Origin of the sequence: Novosphingobium sp. FKTRR1 (assembly GCF_020404405.1) — a bacterium.
In the GTDB taxonomy this organism is placed as follows: domain Bacteria; phylum Pseudomonadota; class Alphaproteobacteria; order Sphingomonadales; family Sphingomonadaceae; genus Novosphingobium.
This window is the reverse complement of the sequence record NZ_JAIZDA010000001.1, coordinates 172038-194320: the sequence shown is the minus strand read 5'-3', so window position 1 is coordinate 194320 and position 22283 is coordinate 172038. Positions and strand designations below refer to the sequence as shown.

Sequence of the window (22283 nt, the reverse complement as noted above, 5' to 3'; positions counted from 1 at the left end):
CCCGCAGGATCCTTGCAGATGTTCGGTAAATTGGTCGGGACGAGAGGATTCGAACCTCCGACCCCCACACCCCCAGTGTGATGCGCTACCAGGCTGCGCTACGTCCCGACCGGAGGGCGGCCTATATGCACAGGCGCACGGCTTGGCAAGTGCTTCGCGCAGTTCGTCGAACATTGCTTCTTGAGCCTCACAATTCCGTGACAGAACATGCCGCGCGGGACGGTGAGGGCAGTTTCGTTGCGCTGCGCATTGCAAGCTGCTAGTCGCCCCTGCGATCGGCGAAGCCTTGGCTTGCGCCTTCCCATTTGCGATTCCACGAAAGACGGCCAATTCCTATGAACGGTCCCGCGATGTTGAGCTTGCTGTCCACCGCCTATGCCCAGACTGTCGGCGGCGGTGCCCCGGCGGAAGCGCCAGCCTATCTCCAGTTCCTGCCACTGGTGGCGATGGCGGCCATCTTCTACTTCCTCATCCTGCGTCCGCAGATGCGCAAGCAGAAGGAACATCAGGTCAAGATCGCCGCTCTGAAAAAGGGCGACGAGGTGGTCACCGCGGGCGGGATCATCGGCAAGGTGATCAAGGTCGAGGATCACGTAGCCGAGATCGAGATCGCGCCCAACGTCCGCGTCAAGGCGGTCAAGAGCACGCTGGGTGAAGTCGTGGCGCCGGGCGGCAATGCCGCTGCGGCCAACGACTGAGCACGCCGACGACCGAATGAATTGGGCGGAACGATAACCGATGCTTGAATTTCCCCGTTGGAAGGTGACGTGGCTTTGGGCGCTGACGCTGCTCGCCTCGCTCGCCGCGCTGCCGTCGATCATGTCTGCGGCCGGCTATAGCTGGCCCGCTGGCTGGCCCGAGCCGAAGGTCAACCTCGGTCTCGACCTTGCAGGTGGTTCGCACATTCTGCTTGAGGCTGATCCCACGCAAGTGCGCCAGCAGCGTATCGAGGCGATGGAGGAATCGGTCCGCAACAAGCTGCGCACCGCCAACCCCGCCGTCCGCGTCAGCGACATTTCGATCCGCGACGGTGCACTCACATTCCTTGTCGACGATGTGACCAAAGTGGACACCGTGCGCGAGGCGGTGCTGCCGCTGACCAGCGGGGCAGGGCTCACCGGTCGTCGCGACTGGGATATCAACGTCATCGACGGCAATCGCTTCCTGCTCAAACCGACGCAGGAAGGCGTCGATCAGGCAGTGACGCAGGCGATGGACACCGCCGTCGAAGTGGTACGCAAGCGGATCGACGCGCTCGGCACCAAGGAGCCGACGATCATCCGCTCGGGCGCCAACCGCATCGTGGTGCAGGTGCCCGGCCTGCAAGACCCGCAGGCGCTCAAGAACCTGCTTGGCCAGACTGCCAAGCTCGAATTCAAGCTGGTCGACCAGTCGGCCGATCCCTCGGCCGTGGCGCAAGGCATCGCGCCTCCGGGCAGCGAGATCGTACCCTTTGCGCAGACCACGCCGGGGATGACCGCCAAGTCCGCGCCCAAGATCGCGGTCAAGCGCCTCGGCGGGATTCGCGGCGATCAGTTGACCAATGCCCAGCAGACCAACAATCCCCAGACCAATCAGGCGACGGTCACGATCACCTTCAACACCGAAGGTGGGGCGAAGTTCGCCAAGCTGACGACAGCCAACGTGGGCAAGCCGTTCGCGATCATCCTTGACGGCAAAGTGCTCTCTGCGCCTTCGATCAATGAGCCGATCCTTGGCGGTAGCGCGGTGATTTCGGGCAGCTTTACCGCCGAAAGCGCCAACCAACTGGCCATTTCACTGCGTTCGGGTGCGCTGCCGGTCGATCTGAAAGTCGTGGAAGAACGCACTGTCGGTCCCGATCTTGGCGCGGATTCGATCCGCAAGGGCATGATCGCGATGGGCGTCGGCACGCTGGCGCTGGCGGTGTTCATTCTTGTCACCTACGGCCGTTTCGGCGTCTATGCCTGCTTCGCGCTGGTGTTCAACGTGCTGATGATCCTTGGGATCATGGGCATTATCGGCACCACCCTGACGCTGCCCGGCATCGCCGGTTTCGTGCTGACGATCGGCGCGGCGGTCGATGCCAACGTGCTGATCAACGAACGTATCCGCGAAGAGCGACACCGTGGTCGGCGCGTGATGCAGGCGGTGGAAATGGGCTACAAGGAAGCGAGCCGCGCGATCTTTGATGCCAACATCACCAACATCATCGCGGCAACGCTGATGTTCGCGTTCGGCTCGGGCCCGGTAAAGGGCTTTGCCGTCGTGCTGATGATCGGCATCGCCACGTCGGTGTTCACCGCCGTGACCATGACCCGCATGTGGGTCGCCCAGTGGCTGCGCCGTACCCGGCCCGCTGACATCAACCTTTGATCCGGCACAGGTCGACCCAGATGAAACTGCTCAAGCTCGTTCCCGATCACACCAACATCCACTTTCTCAAGTGGCGCGTGCCGTTCTACATCGTCAGCCTGTTGCTGATGGCGGCAAGCTGGACGCTGGTGCTGACCAAGGGGCTCAACCTCGGCGTCGATTTCGTCGGCGGTCAGATGATTCGCGTCACGTTCGAGCACAGCGCCGCTGCCCCGGTCGCGGCCTTGCGCACCGAAGTGACCAAGCTCGGCTATGGCGAGCCGATCATCCAGCGCTATGGCAAGCCCAACGAGATCTCGATCCGGATGAAGCTGCCCGAGGGCGCCGACCATGATTCGGCGCTGTCGGACAAGATGGCGCGGACGATCACCGCCGATCTCAAGCAGAACCATGCCGATGCGCGGATCGATGGCGTCGATTCAGTATCGGGTAAAGTGTCGAAGGAACTGGGTTGGGACGCGTTCCGCGCGCTCGGCCTGGCCGCGCTGGCGGTCGCCGCCTATATCTGGTTGCGGTTCGAATGGCAGTTCGGGATCGGCGCGCTGCTCAGCCTTGTCCACGACGTGACGCTGACGCTGGGCATGTTCGCGCTGACCCAGCTTGAATTCGACCTCAACATCGTAGCGGCGCTGCTGACTTTGATCGGCTACTCGCTCAACGATACGATCGTGGTCTATGACCGCATCCGCGAAAACCTGAAGAAGTATCGCAAGATGCCGATTCCGGAACTGCTCGACCTGTCGGTCAACGAGACGCTGGCGCGCACGATCGTGACCTCGCTGTCGATGTTGATCACGCTGGTGGCATTGCTGATCTTCGGTCCGGATGTGATCTTCGGCTTCACTGCAGCCATTACGCTGGGTATCTTCGTCGGCACGTACAGCTCGATCTACATGGCGGCGCCGATTCTGATCTGGCTCAAGGTCACGCCGAAGAGCTTCATTCCCACCGAAAGCGCGATCGACCGGCAGGAACGGCTTGCGCGCGAACGCGGCTGATCTTGTCGGGCCGAACGGGCCGAGCGCAGCGCGCCCGGCCCATTGCGCTCAGAAGGCGCGATTCCCTGTAACAATGGCGCGGTAAATCGATGCCATTGCCTCGGCATTGGCATCCCAGCTGAAGCGGGCAGCGCAAGCGGCCACCTCGTGCTGCGGGATCGCTGCGGCAAGGACTTCGGCTAATCCTGCGGCAATGCCTCTCGGGGTCCGCTCGACAATGCGGCCTGCCGCCGGGTTGTTCACGATCTCGCGCGCGCCGCCGATGTCGGGGATGACGATCGGCGCGCCGCACGCCAGCGCTTCGATCCACGCATTGGCGAGGCCTTCGCGTTCGGAGGCAAGCACCATGGCATCGGCGGCGCTCAGCAACGTCGGCACGGCATCGTGCCCTTGATTGCCGAGGAACAAGACCCGGTCTGCCAAAGCTGAACGGTCGGCAAGATTGCGCAATTCCGCATCATCAGCGCCAGCACCGACCAGTGCGAGCCGCACGTCGCCGGGCAGGTTTGCCAGCGCCGCGATGGCCAGCGCTTGCCCCTTGATCGGGATCAGCGCGCCGACGCTCACGACCAATCGACCATCTGCGGGCACACCAAGCTCGGCGGCCTTCATCCGGGCGATGGCGCGGGGCTGCGGGTAGAAGCGACTGCGATCGAGGCCGGTGTAGTGCACCGCAATGCGATCCTCCGGCATGCCGAGGGCCACCATGTCACGCCCCAGCGCCGCTGATACCGACAGCAACGCGCTGGCCTGATCGGCTGCGGCGCGCATCTTGCGCAATGGCCCCGAACGGCTCCCCCAGTAATGGATGTCAGAGCCGCGCGCCTTGATCGCAAGCGGGACACCAAGTTTCTGGGCGATCGCTGCGGCGGCGGGGCCATCTGGGTAGAAAAACTGTGCGTCGACCAGATCGAACGGCGTTTGCGCGTGCAGGCGCCGCGCCAAGGGCAGTACCGCGCGCGCAATCAACGAGGGGTTGAGGTTGGCGAACAGGCCTCCGAGTTGAGGGTAGCGCGGGTGATGTACCGTGATCTGCCCGTCCTGCTCGCTCGCGGGCGTGCCGTGCAAGGGCGCTCCTCGTCCCAGCGGCCAAGGTGGCAGGCTGATCGGGTTCATCACCGTGACATCCCAATCGCCCCGTGCGGCAAGAGCGCGGGTCTGGTTCTGGACGAAACGGCCAAAACCCGGCCGTACTGGCGCAGGGTAGAGCGTGGCGATGGTCAGCAATCGCAACGGGCGGCGCATGTCCATTGCCCGCTCATCGGGCAATGGCCTGTTCAAAGTCGGCGAACCAGTGTTTCGGCGATGCCCAGCCACACCGGACGGTCGATCACGACTTGTCGCTGGCCGATGCCGGGCGGTAACAGCGCAACGCGATCGTCGTCGCGGTCGATCATCCGTCCGAACGCGAAACGTCCGCCGGGGCGAGGGGCCAGCACGTCGCGATTGAGAGCGCGGGCAAAATCCTCAGGCCCGATCCGCCGCAGCCACACCTGATCGCCCGCGCGGTATTCGCCAGCGCTGACATCCACCGCCATGACCAGCAGCGCAGCATCCGCGCTTGGCGTGATGGGGATCAGAGCATCGACCGGCCGGGGCAGCGCCTCGGTCCCGGCAGCGCCAAGCCGGGCCACCAGCATGGGCGGCGAATCCGATTCGGCCTTAACCAGTTGCTGCGGATCGACTTCAAGCGCCGCCGCGATCCGGTTCATCCAGGTCAGCGACAGCGATCGCATGCCGGTTTCGAGCCTGCCAATCGTTTGCGCGGTGGTCGCCGGTTCGCAACGCGCCGCCACATCGGCGAGCGTCAAGCCTTTCTGCCGTCGAATATCCCGAATACGGTTGATCATATCTGGCTCTTAAGTGCGTGGGAAGGCGCGCTTTTTACACCTACATTCAAATGGGTGTCGGGCGCAAGCGATGTATCATACCCTTTTAGAAACGGGAATTTGGGTAAATATTTGCTGAGCGGCGATCGTGAGATCAACAGAAATGGTAATCCTGTACGGTCTTACTGGCCATCCCTTGCGATATCCTTGCCGATGCCGCCGCGCGATTAGACTCGGAAATGCTTTCCCCGCGATAACAATCGCTTCCTTCGATTTCGGGCAGATCAGCCTTCGACGAGTTCGGCGAGTTCGAGCCAGCGTTCCTCGGCAGCATCCTTGTCGGCGCGCGCCTTGTCGAGTGCGGCGGTCAGGCTGGCGAACTTGCCGGGGTCGCGTGAGTAGAGGTCGGGATCGGCCAGTTGCGTCTCACCGCGGGCAATTGCAGCGTCAAGTTCCTCAATTCGCTTGGGCAAAAGTTCGTAGTCGCGCTGGTCCTTGTAGGAAAGCTTGCCTTTGCGCGGCGGTGGAGGTGCGGCGACAGCGCTTGTGGCGGGTTTGGGTGCGGCCGACTTGCCGACAGGCAGGATGCGCGCCTGCCGCTGCTTTTGCCAGTCGGCATAGCCCCCCGCCACCACATCGACCCGGCCTGACCCGTCGAGCCCGAGCGTGATGGTGACGGTGCGATCCAGAAAGTCGCGATCGTGGCTGACGATCAGCACGGTGCCATCGTAGTCCGAGATCACTTCCTGCAACAAATCGAGCGTTTCGAGATCGAGATCGTTGGTCGGCTCGTCGAGCACCAGCAGGTTCGACGGTCGGGCAAATTCACGCGCCAACAGCAGCCGCGAGCGCTCGCCACCCGACAAAGTGCCGACGCGCGCCTCGACCAGGCCGGGATCGAACAGGAAGTCCTTGAGATAGCCCTGGATGTGCTTGCGCACGCCGCGCACGTCGATCCAGTCGCCACCTTCGGCCAGTACGTCACGGATGCGCTTTTCCGGCGTCATCAGGCTGCGCTGCTGGTCGATGATCACGCTTTCGAGCGTTTTGGCCAGCGTGATCGTGCCGCTGTCCGGCGCGATCTGGCCGGTCAACAGCTTGAGCAGGGTGGTCTTGCCCGCGCCGTTGGCACCGACCAGACCGATGCGATCGCCGCGCGTGATCCGCAGCGAAAAGTCGCGAATGATCGGCCGTTCGCCGAACGAAAGGTTCACCTTGTCGGCCACGATCACGGCCTTGCTCTTGGCATCATCGGTGGCGAGCGCGAGCTTTGCGGCGCCTTGTGGCGAGAGCATTGAGGCGCGTTGCGCCCGCATCTCGTGCAGCTTGGCAAGGCGGCCCTGGTTGCGCTTGCGCCGCGCGGTAACGCCGCGTTCCAGCCAATGCGCTTCGATCTTCAGCTTGGCATCAAGCTTGTCGGCGGCGCGCGCCTCTTCGGCATAGGCTTGTTCCATCCACGCTTCATAGCCGCCGAAGCCGATGTCCTTGCGTCGCAGCGAACCGCGATCGAGCCAAAGCGTGGCGCGGGTCAGCCGTTCCAGAAACGTGCGGTCATGGCTGATCACGACGAACGCGCCGGTGTAGCGTTGCAGCCAGCTTTCGAGCCATTCGATCGCGGCAAGGTCGAGGTGGTTGGTCGGCTCGTCTAGCAGCAGCAGATCGGGTTCGCTGGCCAGCGCGCGGGCAAGCGCGGCGCGGCGGCGTTCACCTCCGCTGGCGCTGTGGGCCGGACGGCTGAGGTCTATGCCGAGCTGGCCCGCGATGGCTTCTACTTCGTGGCGCGGCGGTGCGTCCTCGCCCGAAAGGGTGAAGTCGAGCAGCGTATCGTACCCAGTGAAGAACGGATCCTGTTCGAGCGTGATGATCCGTGTACCCGGCTGCACCGAGCGCTTGCCGCGGTCGGAATCGACCAGTCCGCCGATCAGCTTGAGCAGCGTGGTCTTGCCAGCGCCGTTGCGGCCGATCAGCGCCAGCCGGTCACGCGGGGCGATTGCGAGTGCGATGTCCTGAAACAGCCAGCCATTGCCCTGGATCAGGCCAAGGCCTTCCCAGCTTAGTATCGGTGCGAGTGCCATCGGGCGCGCTTAGCCGGGCTGCTCGACAAGGTCCAGCGCTGCCGGCCTTGTGCGAGGGAGCGAGGGTTCTTTCAGGATGGAGCCTTAAGAACTTGACGGGATACCCCATTGGCGTGTGAACGGGTTCACGCGGGCACATTCACGACCCGTTCAATGCCGGGGGGCCATCAGTACGTCCATGTTTCGCACCCTGACCAGATGTGTTGCCTTGATTGCGTGTGCCGCCGGACCGTTGGCCCTTGCGCAGCAGTATCCCAATGAGCAAAACGAAGTGCGCCGCGATCTGCGCAATGGCAATGTCCGTTCGTTGCGCGATATCGAGCGCATGGTTCTGCCGATGATGCGCGGAATGCAGTACCTCGGCCCCGAATATGACCCTGAAGCGATGGCCTATCGGCTCAAGTTCATCCGCGATGGACGGGTCGTGTTCGTTGATGTCGATGCCCGGACCGGCCGGATCTTGTCCGAGCAACGCTGATCACCCGCTTGCTGAACAGCGATTTACCGGGGCATTCCTTGACCGTTCATCTTCTTCTCGCCATCTAACCGCCACATGAACGGCGTTTTCGGGTTCGGCTGCAAGGCGCGGCGGGCCCGCCAGAACAGGGGCACAAGGCCATGCGTATCCTTATTGTCGAGGACGAACCCACACTGGGGCGGCAGCTCAAGTCCACCCTCGAACAGAACGGCTATGCCGTGGACCTGTCGACCGACGGCGAAGATGGGCACTTCCTTGGCTCGACCGAAGAGTACGATGCGGTGATCCTTGACCTCGGCCTGCCCGAGATTGACGGCCTGACCGTGCTTGGCATGTGGCGCAAGGAGGGGCGCAAGTTCCCGGTGCTCGTGCTGACCGCGCGCGACAGTTGGTCCGACAAAGTGGCCGGACTTGACGCAGGGGCAGACGACTATCTGGCCAAGCCGTTCCAGACCGAGGAACTGATCGCTCGTCTGCGCGCGCTGATCCGCCGCGCTTCGGGCAATTCGAGCAGCGAACTGATCGCGGGCGATGTCCGGTTGGACACACGCTCGGGCCGGGTCACGCTGGCGGGCGAGCCGGTCAAGCTGACTGCCCAGGAATACAAGCTGCTGTCGTACCTGCTGCACCACAAGGGCAAGGTCGTCAGCCGTACCGAGCTGATCGAGCACATCTATGATCAGGATTTCGATCGCGATTCGAACACGATCGAAGTGTTCGTCACGCGTATCCGCAAGAAGCTGGGCCCTGATGTGATCACGACGATCCGCGGACTCGGTTACAGCCTTGACGATCCGGCGCAAGGCGCGCGCTGATGTCGCGCAGCGCGTCCACCCCCGGCTGAGCTTGCGGCATGGCCGGGCGCGCGCCTGACGATACGACACCCATGGCGCTGCAACCGGGTGTCGCGCATCATACCGGCTCGTTGCAGCGGCGCATGCTGCTTATCGCGTTCGGGTGGATATCGATTCTGCTGCTGGGCGGCGGCATCGCGCTCGATCGCACGTTGACCGGACTGGTCACGCGCAATTTTGATGAGCAGCTTGGCTACATGTTGACCGCGATGGTCACCACTGCCGAAATCGGGCCCGATGGCGAGGTGTTCTTCAACCGCTCGTTGGGCGACCAGCGCTTTCAGGAGCCGAACAGCGGGCTGTACTGGCAGATTTCCGGGCAGGGGCATGAGGATTTTGCCTCGCGGTCGCTGTGGGACCGAACGCTCAAGCTCACCGGCGATCATGTCGATACCCAGCCCCATATCTATGACAGCAAGCAGTTTGACGGTGAACCGATGCGGCTGATCGAGCGCTCGGTGATCCTGCCCGGAAGCAGCACGCTGTGGCAGTTTTCGGTGGCCGCCAGCCGGGGTGAGATCGATGCGCAGATCCGGCGCATCCGTTCGATCCTGATCTGGTCGTTCCTTGTGCTGGGCATCGGATTGGTGGCCATGGCCAGCTTGCAGACCTATTACGGTCTAAGTCCCTTGCGGCGGGTGCGACGCGCGATCGCTCAGATGCGCGAAGGCGGGGTCAGCCGGGTCGATGAGCCGCTTCCGCTTGAAGTGCAGCCGCTGGTGCTGGAACTCAACGCCCTGATCGATCACTCGATCCGTCAGGCCGAGGAAGCGCGCACCCACGCCGGCAATCTGGCCCATGCGCTCAAGACCCCGCTGACCGTGGTGATGAACGCCGCCACCGCCCGGTCCGACGATCTGGCTGATACCGTTATCCGCGAAGCGACGGTGATGCGCAGGCAGGTGGACCACCACCTCGCCCGCGCGCGCGCCGTCGGCCGCCGGGCTACCGGGATGGCCCGCGCCAAAGTCTGGGACAGCGCCGACGCCGTACAGCGCGCGGTTGAGCGGCTTTACCCCAAGGTCCGCTTCGACATCGATGGCAACCGCGATGCGCAAGTGGGCATCGAACGGCAGGATCTCGATGAAATTCTCGGCAACCTGATCGAGAATGCCGCGAAGTACGGTGGCGGGTCGGTGTTCATCACCGTCGATGGCAATCCGGCGGACCCGGCCTTTTGCGAGATCTGGGTCGAGGACGATGGCATGGGCATTCCCGAGGATGCGCGTGAGCGCTTGTTCACGCGCGGCGCCAGGCTTGATACCGGCAAGCCCGGCACCGGACTGGGGCTCGCCATCGTGCGCGATGTGGCCGAACTGTACGGTGGATCGATCGGCATCAGCGAAAGCGAGGATCTGGGGGGCCTGCAGGCAACGCTCAGCCTGCCACGCGCCAAACCCGGCAAGTAGAGCGCGCTACGCTCCGTCAGGCGCGTGGATGCGCGTTGCGATAGACGTCGAGCAGTACCGCCGCATCGACTTGCGTATAGATCTGCGTTGATGACAGACTGGCGTGGCCGAGCAGTTCCTGCAGGCTGCGCAAATCGGCACCAGCGCCCAGCAAATGCGTGGCGAAGCTGTGGCGCAGCGCGTGGGGGGTCGCGGTTGCGGGCAGCCCGAGCACGACGCGCGCACGCGCTACCGCCTTTTGCACCATCCCTTGCGATAGCGGCCCGCCCTTGGCGCCCCGGAACAGCGGTTCGTCGCGGGGCAGAGGCCAAGGCACTTGCGCGGCATAATCGGCGAGCGCGGCGGTGACGATCGGCAAGATCGGAACAACCCTTTGCCGTCCGCCCTTGCCGGTAATGACCAGGCTTTCGCCCAGTGGCAGCGCCGCTGCGGGCAGGGACAGCGCCTCGGCAATTCGCAGGCCCGCGCCATAGAGCAGCAACAGGACCGCCCGGTCGCGCGCGGCAATCCACGGTTCGGCCGCGTCTTCGGCGACGGCAAGCGTCAGGTTCACCGCTTCGTCCGGAGTGATCGGGCGGGGGAGGCCTTTTTTCACGCGAGGGCCGCGAACACGTGGCGCTCGCGCCTCGGGATCGCCTGCCTGCTCGCGCGCGAACACCAGCAGGGCCTTGAGCGCGGACAGTTCGCGCGCGGTCGAGACATTGCCGATCCCCTCGGTCCGGCGCATCGCGAGATGCGCCCGCAACCGCGTGGTATCGAGACGGGCCAGAGTCGGCCAGTCGGACACTTCGGGCAAGGCTTCAAGCAGCCGACGGGCCGCAGTGTGATAGGCGCGGACGGTGTGGGGTGAGCGACGGCGGGTCAGCGCAAGATGGTCATGCCACTGACCCAGCAAGTCGTGGCGATTGGTCATGGCTCGACCAATCCAGCGGGCACCAGTTCGGCCAGCAAGGCGTCGAGCAGCGGCATTCCCGCTTCGGTCACGATCAGCCGTTCGCCACTGTCGCGAAGCAAGCCCTGCGCGGTATAGAACCGCCGCTTGTCCGGCACGATCAGGTCGGTTTCGGCAAGGCCGAAGCGTGCAGCGAGCTGCGCTGGCGCAATGCCTTCGCCCAGTCGCAGCCCCATCAACACCGCTTCGGCGGCCTGTTCGGGCAAGGGCAGGGGACGCTCCTCGGAAAGGCCGTGGCCCTGCGCGGCGATTGCCTTGAGGTAGTTCTCGGGCTTGCGATGGCGCACGGTGGCGCGGTTCAGCCGACGTCCGTGCGCGCCCGGACCGATCCCGGCATAGTCCTGATACCGCCAGTACGTGAGGTTATGGCGGCTTTGTTCACCAACGCGCGCGTGATTGCTGATCTCGTAGGCGGGCAGGCCAGCGGCTGCGGTGCGTTCGCGGGTAAGCGCGAACAGATCGGCGGCATCATCATCGTTCAGTGGGCTGATCTTGCCTTCGCGCACCAGCGTTGCAAAGCGCGTGCCCGGTTCGATGGTCAACTGATACAGCGACAGGTGTCCGGTGCCCAGCGCCAGCGCGCGGCCAAGCTCGGCCTCCCACGATTCGGGCGTATGGTCGGGCCGGGCATAGATCAGGTCGAAGCTGACACGCGCGAAATTGCGCTGAGCCACATCAAGCGCGGCAAGGCCCTCGGTCGCATCGTGCAACCGGCCAAGGAAGCGCAAGGGCGCGTCCTCCAGCGCTTGCAGCCCCAGCGACACGCGGTTGATCCCGGCACTGGCAAGCGCTGCGAAGTTCGCTGCCTCCACCGACGAGGGATTGGCTTCGAGCGTGATCTCGATATCGTCGGCAAAAGGCCATAGTTCGCCCGCCCGGTCGATCAGCCGCGCGACCAGTGCGGGCGGCATCAGCGATGGCGTGCCGCCTCCGAAGAAGATCGAGGTCAGCCGCCGTCCGGGCAGAAGTGCCGCCTCATGCGCCAGATCCGCCAGCAGCGCGGCTTCCCATGCTGCTGCATCGACCCGGTTGCGGACATGGCTGTTGAAGTCGCAGTAAGGGCACTTGGCCAGACAGAACGGCCAGTGGACATAGAGGGCAAGCGGCTGCACGCCTGCGACCTTACCCGGCAAACTGTTCGGCCACCAGCTTGGCGAACGCATCGGCGCGATGGCTGATGGCGTGCTTTTCAGCAGGATCGAGTTCGGCGAAGGTGCGGGTGTCGCCCAACGGCACGAACACCGGGTCATAGCCGAAGCCCAAAGTGCCGCGCGGCGGCCAGGTCAGGCTGCCGGCGGCCCGGCCTTCATAGGTTGCACTGCTGCCATCGGGCCAGGCGATGGCAAGAACGCAGGCGAACCACGCATCGCGCGCGGTGTCAGGCCCCAGTTCGGCCAGCTTGCCCTCGACCTTGCCCATGGCCATGTACCAGTCACGCCCCGGCCCGTCTTCAAAAGGCGCAGCTTCAGCCCAGTCGGCGGTATAGACGCCGGGCGCGCCGCCAAGCGCCGCTACGCACAGCCCCGAATCGTCGGCCAGCGCGGGCAGGCCCGCAGCCTGCGCCGCCGCATGAGCCTTGATCAGCGCGTTCTCGACAAAAGTGGTGCCCGTTTCGGCCGGTTCGGCAAGGCCCAGTTCGCCCGCCGACAGGCAGGTCATGCCATATGGAGCCAGCAGCGCCTGAATTTCGCGCAGCTTGCCCTTGTTGTGCGTGGCAATGACCAGCTTACCGGGCACCAGCTTCTGGCTCACCGCGCGACGGCCTTTTCCTGCGCGGCGAAGATGTCGTTGCAGCCGATGCGGGCGAGGCGCAGCAAGCGCAGCAGGCCTTCCTCATCGTAAGTCGCGCCTTCGGCAGTGGCCTGCACTTCAGCGATATGGCCGCCTTCGATCAGCACGAAGTTGGCGTCGGCATCGGCGCTGCTGTCCTCGATGTAGTCGAGGTCGAGCACCGGCGTGCCGTTGTGGATGCCACACGAGATCGCAGCAACCTTGCGGGTCAGCGGGTCTTCCTTGATCGCCCCGGCATCGAGCAGCTTCTGCACCGCAAGGCGCAGCGCGATCCACGCGCCCGAGATCGACGCGGTGCGCGTGCCGCCGTCGGCCTGAATTACGTCGCAATCGAGCGTGATCTGGCGCTCGCCCAGCTTTTTCATGTCGGTGACGGCGCGCAAGCTGCGCCCGATCAGCCGCTGGATTTCCTGCGTGCGGCCCGATTGCTTGCCCTTGGCCGCTTCACGGCTGCCGCGCGTATGCGTGGCACGGGGCAGCATCGAATATTCCGCCGTCACCCAGCCTTCACCCTTGCCGCGCATGAACGGGGGGACGCGCTCTTCAACCGAAGCGGTGACAAGCACCTTGGTGTCGCCAAAGCCGATCAGGACCGAGCCCTCAGCGTGCTTGGTGAAGTTGGTTTCGATCGAAATCGCGCGCATCTCATCAGCGGCGCGGCCGGAAGGTCGCATGGGAATTCCTTAGTCTCGGGTTATGCGGGGTCTGTGGCGGATCGTTCGCCCTGCCGCAAGGGCTCTTGAGCGCAAGGCCCTTCCCGGCGCATAGAGAGGCAGATGCCAACGCCTCCGCTCTCAGAACTGACTACGCGCGCCCGCGATATCTTCCGCTTGGTGGTCGAAGGCTACATCGCCGACGGTCAGCCGGTGGGCTCAAAGACGCTCGCCGGGCGTGGCGGGGTTAACCTGTCGCCCGCCTCGATCCGCTCGGTCTTGCAGGAATTGCAGGACGCGGGACTGCTGGCGGCGCCTCATACCAGCGCCGGGCGAATGCCGACCGACGTCGGCTTGCGCCTGTTCGTCGACGGGATCATGCAGGCAGCCGAACCTTCGGCGGCCGAACGAATGCAGATCGAGCGCGGGTTGGCATCGGGCGGAACGATCGAAGCAGCCATCGCGGCGGCCAGTTCCGCGCTATCGGAGCTGTCGGCAGCGGCGGGTGTGGTGATGGTGCCGCGCCGCGAACCGCGCCTGCAGCAGATTTCATTCGTGCCGCTCGGCCCACTGCGGGCACTGGCGGTGCTGGTGGCCGAGGACGGCGGCGTCGAGAACCGCGTGATCGATCTGCCCGGCGCACTCGATCCCGCGACATTGGAGCAGGCGGGCAACTACCTGACCGCGCGCCTGTCCGGGCGGACATTGGCAGAGGCGATCCATGTCGTGCGCAGCGAGATCGACGGTGGCCGGTCGGCGCTCGATGCTGCCAGCGCCGATCTGGTGCAGCGCGGGCTGGCGGTGTGGAGCGTGGATGCCGCCGCGCGGCCGGTGCTGGTGGTGCGCGGTCAGGCCAACTTGCTTGACGAAGCGGCGCTGCAGGACATCGAGCGGGTGCGCCAGTTGCTTGACGAGCTGGAAAACGCCGAGGCCATTGCCGGTGTGCTCGATGCCGCGCGACTGGCGCAGGCGACGCGCATCTTCATCGGCAGCGAGAACCGGCTGTTCTCGCTTTCGGGGTCTGCCGTCATCGCTTCGCCTTGGCGCGATATGGACGGTCGCGTGGTCGGCGTGGTGGGCGTGATCGGGCCTACGCGGTTGAATTATGCCCGCGTCGTCCCCATGGTTGATTTCACAGCCCAATCGCTGGGCAAACTCATCGGACAGGACGGATTCTCAAGAATATGACGGATAACGATACGCGCCCGCAAGATCCTCAGGCCGCTGCCGAGCTGGAAGGCGTACCGGCAGACCTGATCGATTCGCCCGCAGCTGACACTGCCGTTGACGAGCGCCTTGCGCGTCTTTCCGAAGATCTGGAGAACGCCAAGCAGGACGTGCTCTATGCCAAGGCCGAAACGCAGAACGTGCGGCGGCGGCTGGAAAAGGACATTGCCGATGCGCGCGCTTATGCTGCCACGGCCTTTGCCCGCGACATTCTGTCGGTAGCCGACAATCTGGCGCGCGCGCTCGAATCGATCCCGGCAGAGCTGCGCGAAGATGACAAGTTCCGCAATCTCGTCACTGGGCTGGAAGCGACCGGGCGCGAAGTCGAGAAGATCTTTGGCAACCACGGCATCGCCCGTATCGCGGCGCGCGGGCTGCCGCTCGATCCGCACCAGCATCAGGCGATGATGGAAATCCCCTCGACCGATGTCGATCCGGGCACGGTGCTGCAGGAACTGCAGGCCGGGTACATGATCAAGGACCGGCTGTTGCGTCCGGCGATGGTAGTCGTGGCCAAGAAGCCCGACTGAGCGCAGCGGATTTCAGCAGGTTTGGACGGCCGTTCCGCTTCATTGCGGGGCGGCCGTTTTGCCTTGGCTAGACGGGAAAGCAGGAACAACCGGGGCCGCCACACGTTCCTGAGGCATACGCTTTTAGAAGGAGCATGCCTCATGCAACATCGTTGGTTCATTCCGCTCGCCGCTGCCGGTGCCCTTGCGCTTGGTGGTTGCGCCTCGAACTATGGCGGCGAAGGCGCGCTGGCCGGTGGTGCCGGTGGCGCGATACTGGGCGCTGCGACCGGTGGCGATCCGCTGGCTGGTGCCGCTGTAGGCGCGGCCATCGGCGGGGTCGGCGGCTCGCTGATCAAGAAGAACGGCCATTGCTATCGCCGCAACGACCGGGGCCGTGAATACCGCGTACGCTGCTGATCGAGGTACCGGACGGAGAGGGCAAGCTGCTCCAGCAGGGGGGCTTGCCCGTCTTCGGGCGTAAACGCGCCGATCCGTGCCAGAAATGCGTGGGCGACGATCTCCGCCTGCTGCTCCAGACCGTAATCTGTCAGGTGCCAATCGGGCCGCAACCGATAGGCATAACGGCAGAACGGATGGCGCCGCAGCGGCAAATACCAGCGGCCGCGCCGTTGCGCCTGCCAGACATGCGTCATCTCGTGGATGAACAGTCCCTGCAGCCCCGCCGGTGCGACCGCAAAATCCTCGCGCCAATGCGGACTGGCCGGATGGAAGTGGATATGCCCCATCGGCGCCATCACGGTGTGCGCTGGCTGGAACGGCATGAACCGGCGTCGCCGCAAACGCACGGGGGCACAATCCACGCCGTCGCCAAAGACCGAACCGACCAGATCGACCTCACTTGCGCTCAGCGGACGTTCGCCCCCTGCGGGCGTGGTCACATGTGATCCATGCCGGCCATGCCGTCATCGCCACCGCCAGCACCCTCGACCTTGGCCGATGCGCTGATCTTGTCGCCATTGTCCAGCGTCAGCGTGATCTCGACGGTGTCGCCGACCTTGGGAGCGTTCTTCGCGTCAAACAGCATGACGTGAAAGCCGCCGGGCTTGAACTCGGCTGGCTTGTCGGGCGAAACAGTGACCGAATCGACCTTTGCCATGGTCGAGACACCGCCTTCGGTGCGGCTTTCATGAATTTCGGCGCGCTCGAACCCATCGACATGAACCGCCACGACCTTTTGCGCCGGGCCGCTGCTTTGGCTCAGCGTGAAATAGGCAACGCCCGGGTTGCCTGCCACAGCGGGCAGCTTGACCGTCGCATCATCGACCAGCAGCCCGGCAGGCGCGGTCGGGCCGGTCGAGAGGGCGTCTGCCGTCTCGGTTGCAGTCGCACTTGGCTCGGCCGCTTTCTGACCGCAGCCGCCCAGCGCCAGCGTTGCAACCATGATCGAAGGCAGGACAAGACGATGCAGGCGCATGGATCGGCTCCGTGATGAAAAAGGTGATGCAAACACGGCACTGGTAGGCGAGTGGAGGTCTTGTGCCAAGGCGATGCACACCTATATCGCCCCTTGAAGAGCTGCGAAACCGGCGTTCGCCCAATCGGGGAACCCCGTCCGGGCGCAGTGTCTGGCTTGGTAAGGATATGGGGAATCATGGCTAAAGTTATTGGTATCGACCTTGGCACCACCAACAGCTGCGTTGCGGTCATGGATGGCGGCGTGCCCAAGGTCATCGAGAATTCCGAAGGCGCGCGCACCACGCCTTCGATCGTGGCTTTCACGAAGGACGGTGAGCGCCTGATCGGCCAGCCGGCCAAGCGTCAGGCCGTGACCAACCCGGATAACACCATCTTTGCGGTCAAGCGTCTGATCGGTCGTCGTTTCGATGATCCGCTGACCCAGAAGGACACCGAGCTGGTCCCTTACAGCATCACCAAGGGCAAGAATGGCGACGCCTGGGTCAAGGCCGGTGGTCAAGATTACAGCCCGTCGCAGATTTCGGCCTATACCCTTCAAAAGATGAAGGAAACCGCCGAGAGCTATCTGGGCGAAACCGTGACGCAGGCGGTCATCACCGTTCCGGCCTACTTCAACGACGCCCAGCGTCAGGCAACCAAGGACGCCGGGCAGATCGCCGGTCTTGAAGTGCTGCGCATCATCAACGAGCCGACCGCTGCGGCGCTGGCCTATGGCCTCGACAAGCAGGACGGCAAGACGATCGCGGTCTATGACCTTGGCGGCGGTACGTTCGACATCTCGGTTCTCGAAATCGGTGACGGCGTGTTCGAGGTGAAGTCCACCAACGGCGACACGTTCCTGGGCGGTGAAGATTTCGACACCGCAGTGGTCGAATATCTGGCCGACAAGTTCAAGTCCAAGGAAGGCCTGGACCTGCGCGGCGACAAGCTCGCTTTGCAGCGCTTGAAGGAAGCTGCCGAAAAGGCCAAGATCGAGCTGTCCTCGGCGCAGACCACCGAAATCAACCTGCCGTTCATCACCGCGCGCATGGAAGGTGGAAGCACCACGCCGCTGCATCTGGTCGAAACGATCACCCGTTCGGACCTTGAACGGCTGGTCGGCAAGCTGATCGAGCGGACGCTGGAACCCTGCCGCAAGGCGCTGGCCGATGCCGGGCTCACCGCCAAGGACATCGACGAAGTCGTGCTCGTCGGCGGCATGACCCGCATGCCGCGCGTGCGCGAAGTGGTGAAGGACTTCTTCGGCAAGGATCCGCACACCGGCGTGAACCCGGACGAAGTCGTCGCCATGGGCGCGGCCATTCAGGCCGGCGTGCTGCAGGGTGACGTCAAGGACGTGCTGCTGCTCGACGTGACCCCGCTTTCGCTGGGGATCGAGACGCTGGGCGGCATCATGACCCGCATGATCGACCGCAACACCACGATCCCGACGAAGAAGAGCCAAGTCTACTCGACCGCAGAGGACAACCAGCAGGCTGTCACCATCCGCGTGTTCCAGGGCGAACGCGAAATGGCGCAGGACAACAAGATCCTTGGCCAGTTCGACCTTGTCGGCATTCCGCCCGCACGGCGCGGCGTGCCGCAGATCGAGGTGACGTTCGACATCGACGCCAACGGCATTGTCAACGTCTCGGCCAAGGACAAGGGCACCGGCAAGGAACAGCAGATCCGCATTCAGGCTTCGGGCGGTCTGTCCGATGCCGACATCGACCAGATGGTCAAGGATGCCGAACGCTTTGCCGCCGATGATAAGAAGCGCCGTGAATCGGCCGAGGCGAAGAACAACGCCGACAGCCTCGTCCATGCTACCGAGCGCCAGCTTGAAGAGAATGGCGACAAGATCGACGCCAGCCTCAAGGCCGAGATCGAGGCTGCCATCGTCGATGCCAAGAAGGCGATCGAAGGCGGCGACGTGGACGACATGAATGCCAAGACCCAGGCCTTGACCGAAAAGGCGATGAAGATGGGGCAGGCGATCTACGAGAAGGAGCAGGCCGCCGGTGCCTCGCCGGGGGCTGAAGGGCCCAAGGCCGATGACGGTGTGGTTGATGCCGAATTCTCGGAAGTCGACGATAGCAAGTGATGTTGCGATGATCGGGATCCTCCGCCGGTGCCATGGGTACGGGCGGAGGACCGCGGGTACAGGAATACGCAATGTCGACTGAAATCGACTACTACGAATTGCTCGAAGTCGAGCGCACTGCGGACGACAAGACGCTCAAGTCCGCGTTCCGCAAGCTGGCGATGAAGTGGCACCCGGACAAGAATCCGGGCTGCGGTGACAGCGAGGCGAAGTTCAAGCAGATCAACGAGGCTTATGCCTGCCTCTCCGATCCGCAAAAACGCGCCGCCTATGACCGATATGGCCACGCGGCGTTCCAGCAAGGCGGTCCGGGCGGCGGTGGCGGCGGGTTCGGCGGGGGCGAAGGCTTCTCCGACCTTGGCGACATTTTCGAGACGTTCTTTGGCGGCGGCTTTGGTGGCGGGCGGCAGCAATCGCGGCGCGGCGCCGACTTGCGCTACAACATGGAAGTCTCGCTGGAGGATGCCTTTCACGGCAAGACCACCGAGATTGCCGTCGAAGTGGCCCAGACGTGCGAGCCCTGCCATGGCAGCGGAGCGCAGCCGGGCACGTCCGCGCGGCGCTGCAACTTGTGCGGCGGGCAAGGCAAAGTCAGGGCGCAGCAAGGCTTCTTCATGGTCGAGCGCACTTGTCCCAACTGCCATGGGCGGGGCGAGGTGATCGAGACGCCCTGCCGCGCCTGTCGCGGTGAAGGCCGCGTCGATGCCGAGCAGAAGCTTGAGATCAAGATTCCGCCGGGCGTCGACAACGGCACCCGCATCCGCTTGTCTGGCAAGGGCGAGGCCGGACCGGCGGGCGCTCCGGCTGGCGATCTCTATATCTTCCTGCAAGTGGCGCGGCACCGCGTGTTCGAGCGCGATGGCACGACCTTGCTGACCCGCGCGCCGATCAGCTTCACCACCGCATCGCTGGGTGGTTCGATCGAGATTCCCGGGCTCGACGGGCAGCGCCACGTGATCGAGATTTCGCCGGGTATCCAGTCGGGCAAGCAGTTGCGCAAGCGCGGCGCGGGTATGCCGGTGCTGCAAGGGCGCGGTTTTGGCGATCTTGTCGTCGAGATTCAGGTCGAAACCCCGACCAAGCTCAGCGCGAAGCAGAAAGAGCTGTTGCGCGAGTTTCAGGCCACCGAAACCGGCGATGAAAGTCCGCAGTCCAAGGGCTTTTTCGAGCGGCTCAAGGATGTGTGGACCGACCTGACGGAATAGTCGTCGGTCAGCACTGGTCAGCCATCGGCAAAGGCGGTTTCGACTTCGCCTATCACCCGTTCGACAAGGCCCGGTTCCGCATGGAGCCGGGCCTTTTCTTCATGCAGGATGGCAAGGAATGCGTCGCGCTTGATCAGGCGGAGTACGGCATTGTCCAAAGGCTGATCGGCCGTCGATGCGATCAGGTCGATCATCCGCTCCGCACCGTGCAGGCGGCCCCATAGATAATCGTTCTCGCGATAGGCACGGCTGAAAAATGCGCCGAAATGGAAGAATTCGACACCTCGCAGGCACGCGCGGGTGCCCCCGGCGCGGATCGAAATGGCGTCTTCGGGCGAAATACGGTCAACCTTGATCGGGTCGAACTCGCCCATTCCCTCGCCTTGCAGCAAGGGCAGGGTGGCGATGTCGTAGAACGGAAAGCCGAGATAGGCATACAGGAAGCGGCGGCGCAGCGGGCGCTCCATCCCCTGCAAAGCGGCAACGATCATGCCGTCAACCAGCAGATCGACCGCGCGCAGATCGCGCCTCTCGGCAATGGCGCGCAGCACGCTAGCGGGGTCGGCACGGACTTGCGCGGCGATCGCGGGGAAGTCCGTGCCGAGCGTGGCGCCCGAGATCCGCGCCTGATACAGGGCCTGCGCTTGGAACACCGTTTCGCGCGCCGCTTCACGCGCGGGACGGGCAATGCCTTCACCATCTTCCCAATCGTGCGCCAGCCGCCGCGCCAGCAGCTTCAAGCGGCGGATGCGAAACGCGATGTCGTGATCACGGTAGAGCTCGATTGCGGCCGGCGTGGCACCACCCCTCGCGGCCGCCGGACGATCAAGACCCTGAGCGCGCAGGTGCTGCCACAGCGCGGACTCGATATCCTGCGCGCGGCCGCATTCGGGCGCGGCTTCGGCGATGACTTGGGCAAGATCGGCGACCATGCCCGTCAACTTGACCTGACCATAGCCGTGGAAGGCGAAGCCAGCCTGTTCGGCCGCGGCCTGCTGCGCCCTGTTGCGCCATGCAGTCAGACGTTTGGGGCTGGGCTGATCGAAAAACAGGGTGTGGCCGAACAGCCGTTCGACCGCTGCGTCGATATCGGGCCGCAACGCGTCGACGATACCGCGCATCCGCTCCCGCTCACGCGAGATGCGGCCGAGCGATTCGAGGTTGTCGCGGATCGGCTGTTCGCGCGGGATCGACGAAAGCGCGCCGAAAATCGCCGAAAAGAAGCCGACCGTGCGGCCATGACGCCCGTCGATGCCAATGTGTTCGGGGCTGGGGTCGATATAGACGAAGCGGCGGTCCACCTCTCGCTGGGCCGGACGATCGCGCAGCACGTCCATGGCCTGCGCGAAGGGGCGGTTGACCAGTACCGCACCATCGACCAGCGCGGCGTCCGCCACCAGCGCACGGCGCCAGCGGCTGGGCATGATCCGTCGCAAGAATGCTTCGCGTGTCGGCCAGTTCTTTTGCCGCTCGGCCACCAGCTGGTCGATCTCGGCCACTTGCAACGGCGGGAAAGCGCCCGGAAAGCTGGCGGTGGCGCGCGCCGCCAGCACCAGCTCGGCATCGGGCGCGATGACCGCAGATTGGCCCGCCACGGCGCGAAAGCCGATGGCGAGGCGGTGCTCGCTCTCTTCGACCACGGGCGGGCTGTTGAGCTGCAATTCCTCGGGGTGGCCGTTGAAATCAGTCGTGGTCACGAGCAGGTCAAGCGGATGGCCGGGTGGCAAAAGCGCCTCACCATCGCTGCCCGCTTGCGCCATCGCGGCCAGCGCATCGGCCAGAAGCCGCGAAAAGCCGATGCCGCTGAACGGCGGAGCAAACCAGCGCGCACGGATCAGGCGCGAAACCTTCAGGCGTACTTCGGCGCGGGTTTCGGCTGGCACGGTGCGCGAGACGACGTTGCCGGGCCGCTTGAGCAGGAACCAGACCAGCGGCTGCGCCCAGATCTTGGCAAAACGGCTCCATGGCTTGGCATCAGGATCGAGCAGCACATCGACATCGGCCTTCTCAAGCCAGAGGCGGGTGAGCGGCTCAAGACTTTGTCCGCTGATCAGGGCTTGCGCCAGGAATACGCCGTTGACGCCACCGGCGCTGGCCCCGGCGATGATGTCGGGCAACAGGCGCAGTTTCAGACCGCGTTCCTGCCCCAGCAGATCGAACAGATGGCGGTAAACGGTTTGCACGCCACAAGCGTCGCCTGCAGCGGTCGGGGGATCGCCCCGGTGCATCGCCCGGCTGGCGCGTGCGGCGTGCCAGATTTCCTTGGTCACGCCGTGCATGTATACCGCGAGGCTGATGCCGCCGTAGCAGACCAGCGCAACGCGCAGTTCCTTCTGCCGCATGGTGGCACCATGGCACCGGCCAGACCTGGCCGCCAGCCCCGTTGGCACAATGATGCATCGGCATCGGTTGTAGCCTGAGTTGC

21 protein-coding genes and 1 tRNA gene are annotated in these 22283 nt (G+C 64.4%); 11 read left to right on the top strand and 11 right to left on the bottom strand.

Features of this window, described 5'->3' with window-relative positions:
* Positions 1-31: 31 nt before the first annotated feature.
* A tRNA-Pro gene (locus LDN95_RS00825) sits at positions 32-108 on the bottom strand.
* Between the two features lie 227 nt (positions 109-335).
* On the opposite strand from LDN95_RS00825, the gene yajC reads away from it, so the two are divergent.
* The 3 genes from yajC to secF are packed head-to-tail and all read left to right on the top strand — an operon-like array spanning position 336 to position 3353.
* Positions 336-698, top strand: coding sequence for a preprotein translocase subunit YajC (gene yajC, locus LDN95_RS00820; protein ID WP_226015722.1), 363 nt, complete (start codon positions 336-338; stop codon positions 696-698).
* A gap of 40 nt (positions 699-738) precedes the next feature.
* Entirely contained in the window at positions 739-2355 is a 1617-nt protein-coding gene (gene secD / locus LDN95_RS00815) for a protein translocase subunit SecD (RefSeq protein WP_226015721.1), read from the top strand.
* A 20-nt stretch (positions 2356-2375) separates the two neighbouring features.
* Complete coding sequence (gene secF / locus LDN95_RS00810) at positions 2376-3353, top strand: protein translocase subunit SecF (RefSeq protein ID WP_226015720.1); 978 nt, start codon at positions 2376-2378, stop codon at positions 3351-3353.
* Between the two features lie 48 nt (positions 3354-3401).
* Here the strand turns inward: secF and LDN95_RS00805 are convergent, their stop codons facing one another.
* From LDN95_RS00805 to LDN95_RS00795, 3 genes are all read right to left on the bottom strand, one after another.
* Complete coding sequence (locus tag LDN95_RS00805; protein WP_226015719.1) at positions 3402-4598, bottom strand: glycosyltransferase; 1197 nt, start codon at positions 4596-4598, stop codon at positions 3402-3404.
* Between the two features lie 32 nt (positions 4599-4630).
* Positions 4631-5203, bottom strand: a complete 573-nt coding sequence (locus LDN95_RS00800; protein WP_226015718.1) for a helix-turn-helix domain-containing protein — start codon at positions 5201-5203, stop codon at positions 4631-4633.
* 263 nt (positions 5204-5466) lie between these two features.
* The gene (locus tag LDN95_RS00795; protein ID WP_226015717.1) at positions 5467-7257 is read right to left on the bottom strand and encodes an ABC-F family ATP-binding cassette domain-containing protein; all 1791 of its coding nucleotides are present in this window, start codon (positions 7255-7257) and stop codon (positions 5467-5469) included.
* A gap of 178 nt (positions 7258-7435) precedes the next feature.
* Here LDN95_RS00795 and LDN95_RS00790 point away from each other — a divergent pair, with 178 nt between their 5' ends.
* The 3 genes from LDN95_RS00790 to LDN95_RS00780 all read left to right on the top strand — a co-directional run bounded on the left by LDN95_RS00790 (position 7436) and on the right by LDN95_RS00780 (position 9998).
* Positions 7436-7735, top strand: coding sequence for a PepSY domain-containing protein (locus LDN95_RS00790; RefSeq protein ID WP_226015716.1), 300 nt, complete (start codon positions 7436-7438; stop codon positions 7733-7735).
* A 140-nt stretch (positions 7736-7875) separates the two neighbouring features.
* A complete protein-coding gene (locus tag LDN95_RS00785; protein WP_226015715.1) occupies positions 7876-8550 on the top strand; it encodes a response regulator transcription factor in 675 nt (224 codons plus the stop codon).
* 38 nt (positions 8551-8588) lie between these two features.
* The gene (locus tag LDN95_RS00780; RefSeq protein ID WP_370631628.1) at positions 8589-9998 is read left to right on the top strand and encodes a sensor histidine kinase; all 1410 of its coding nucleotides are present in this window, start codon (positions 8589-8591) and stop codon (positions 9996-9998) included.
* Positions 9999-10014: 16 nt separating this feature from the next.
* Here LDN95_RS00780 and LDN95_RS00775 read toward each other — a convergent pair whose 3' ends face one another.
* Genes LDN95_RS00775 through rph form a run of 4 tightly spaced genes read right to left on the bottom strand, consistent with a single transcriptional unit; the run spans position 10015 to position 13415 of the window.
* Entirely contained in the window at positions 10015-10911 is an 897-nt protein-coding gene (locus LDN95_RS00775; protein WP_226015714.1) for a tyrosine recombinase XerC, read from the bottom strand.
* Positions 10908-12062 (bottom strand): radical SAM family heme chaperone HemW, encoded by a 1155-nt coding sequence (gene hemW, locus LDN95_RS00770; protein WP_226015713.1) that lies wholly within the window; start codon positions 12060-12062, stop codon positions 10908-10910. The genes LDN95_RS00775 and hemW overlap by 4 nt, the downstream gene beginning before the upstream one ends.
* Before the next feature lie 10 nt (positions 12063-12072).
* Positions 12073-12702 carry an RdgB/HAM1 family non-canonical purine NTP pyrophosphatase gene (rdgB, locus tag LDN95_RS00765; protein WP_226015712.1) on the bottom strand — a complete coding sequence of 210 codons (630 nt, stop codon included), beginning with the start codon at positions 12700-12702 and terminating at the stop codon, positions 12073-12075.
* Positions 12699-13415 (bottom strand): ribonuclease PH, encoded by a 717-nt coding sequence (gene rph / locus LDN95_RS00760; protein ID WP_226015711.1) that lies wholly within the window; start codon positions 13413-13415, stop codon positions 12699-12701. Before rph ends, rdgB begins: the two co-directional genes overlap by 4 nt.
* A gap of 102 nt (positions 13416-13517) precedes the next feature.
* Between rph and hrcA the strand changes: the two genes are divergently transcribed.
* From hrcA to LDN95_RS00745, 3 genes are all read left to right on the top strand, one after another.
* Entirely contained in the window at positions 13518-14582 is a 1065-nt protein-coding gene (gene hrcA, locus LDN95_RS00755) for a heat-inducible transcriptional repressor HrcA (RefSeq protein WP_226015710.1), read from the top strand.
* Complete coding sequence (locus LDN95_RS00750) at positions 14579-15151, top strand: nucleotide exchange factor GrpE (RefSeq protein WP_226015709.1); 573 nt, start codon at positions 14579-14581, stop codon at positions 15149-15151. The genes hrcA and LDN95_RS00750 overlap by 4 nt, the downstream gene beginning before the upstream one ends.
* A 141-nt stretch (positions 15152-15292) precedes the next feature.
* Positions 15293-15550, top strand: a complete 258-nt coding sequence (locus tag LDN95_RS00745; RefSeq protein ID WP_226015708.1) for a glycine zipper domain-containing protein — start codon at positions 15293-15295, stop codon at positions 15548-15550.
* Here LDN95_RS00745 and LDN95_RS00740 read toward each other — a convergent pair.
* Positions 15505-16032, bottom strand: coding sequence for a vgr related protein (locus LDN95_RS00740; RefSeq protein WP_226015707.1), 528 nt, complete (start codon positions 16030-16032; stop codon positions 15505-15507). The genes LDN95_RS00745 and LDN95_RS00740 overlap by 46 nt on opposite strands.
* Positions 16029-16568: a copper chaperone PCu(A)C gene (locus LDN95_RS00735; RefSeq protein ID WP_226015706.1), complete on the bottom strand. Its 540-nt coding sequence runs from the start codon at positions 16566-16568 to the stop codon at positions 16029-16031. Before LDN95_RS00735 ends, LDN95_RS00740 begins: the two co-directional genes overlap by 4 nt.
* A 177-nt stretch (positions 16569-16745) precedes the next feature.
* On the opposite strand from LDN95_RS00735, the gene dnaK reads away from it, so the two are divergent.
* Both dnaK and dnaJ read left to right on the top strand, forming a co-directional pair.
* Positions 16746-18653: a molecular chaperone DnaK gene (dnaK, locus tag LDN95_RS00730; RefSeq protein WP_226015705.1), complete on the top strand. Its 1908-nt coding sequence runs from the start codon at positions 16746-16748 to the stop codon at positions 18651-18653.
* A 71-nt stretch (positions 18654-18724) separates the two neighbouring features.
* Positions 18725-19858: a molecular chaperone DnaJ gene (gene dnaJ / locus LDN95_RS00725; RefSeq protein WP_226015704.1), complete on the top strand. Its 1134-nt coding sequence runs from the start codon at positions 18725-18727 to the stop codon at positions 19856-19858.
* A gap of 17 nt (positions 19859-19875) precedes the next feature.
* Here the strand turns inward: dnaJ and LDN95_RS00720 are convergent, their stop codons facing one another.
* A complete protein-coding gene (locus LDN95_RS00720; protein WP_226015703.1) occupies positions 19876-22200 on the bottom strand; it encodes a patatin-like protein in 2325 nt (774 codons plus the stop codon).
* Positions 22201-22283: the final 83 nt, after the last annotated feature.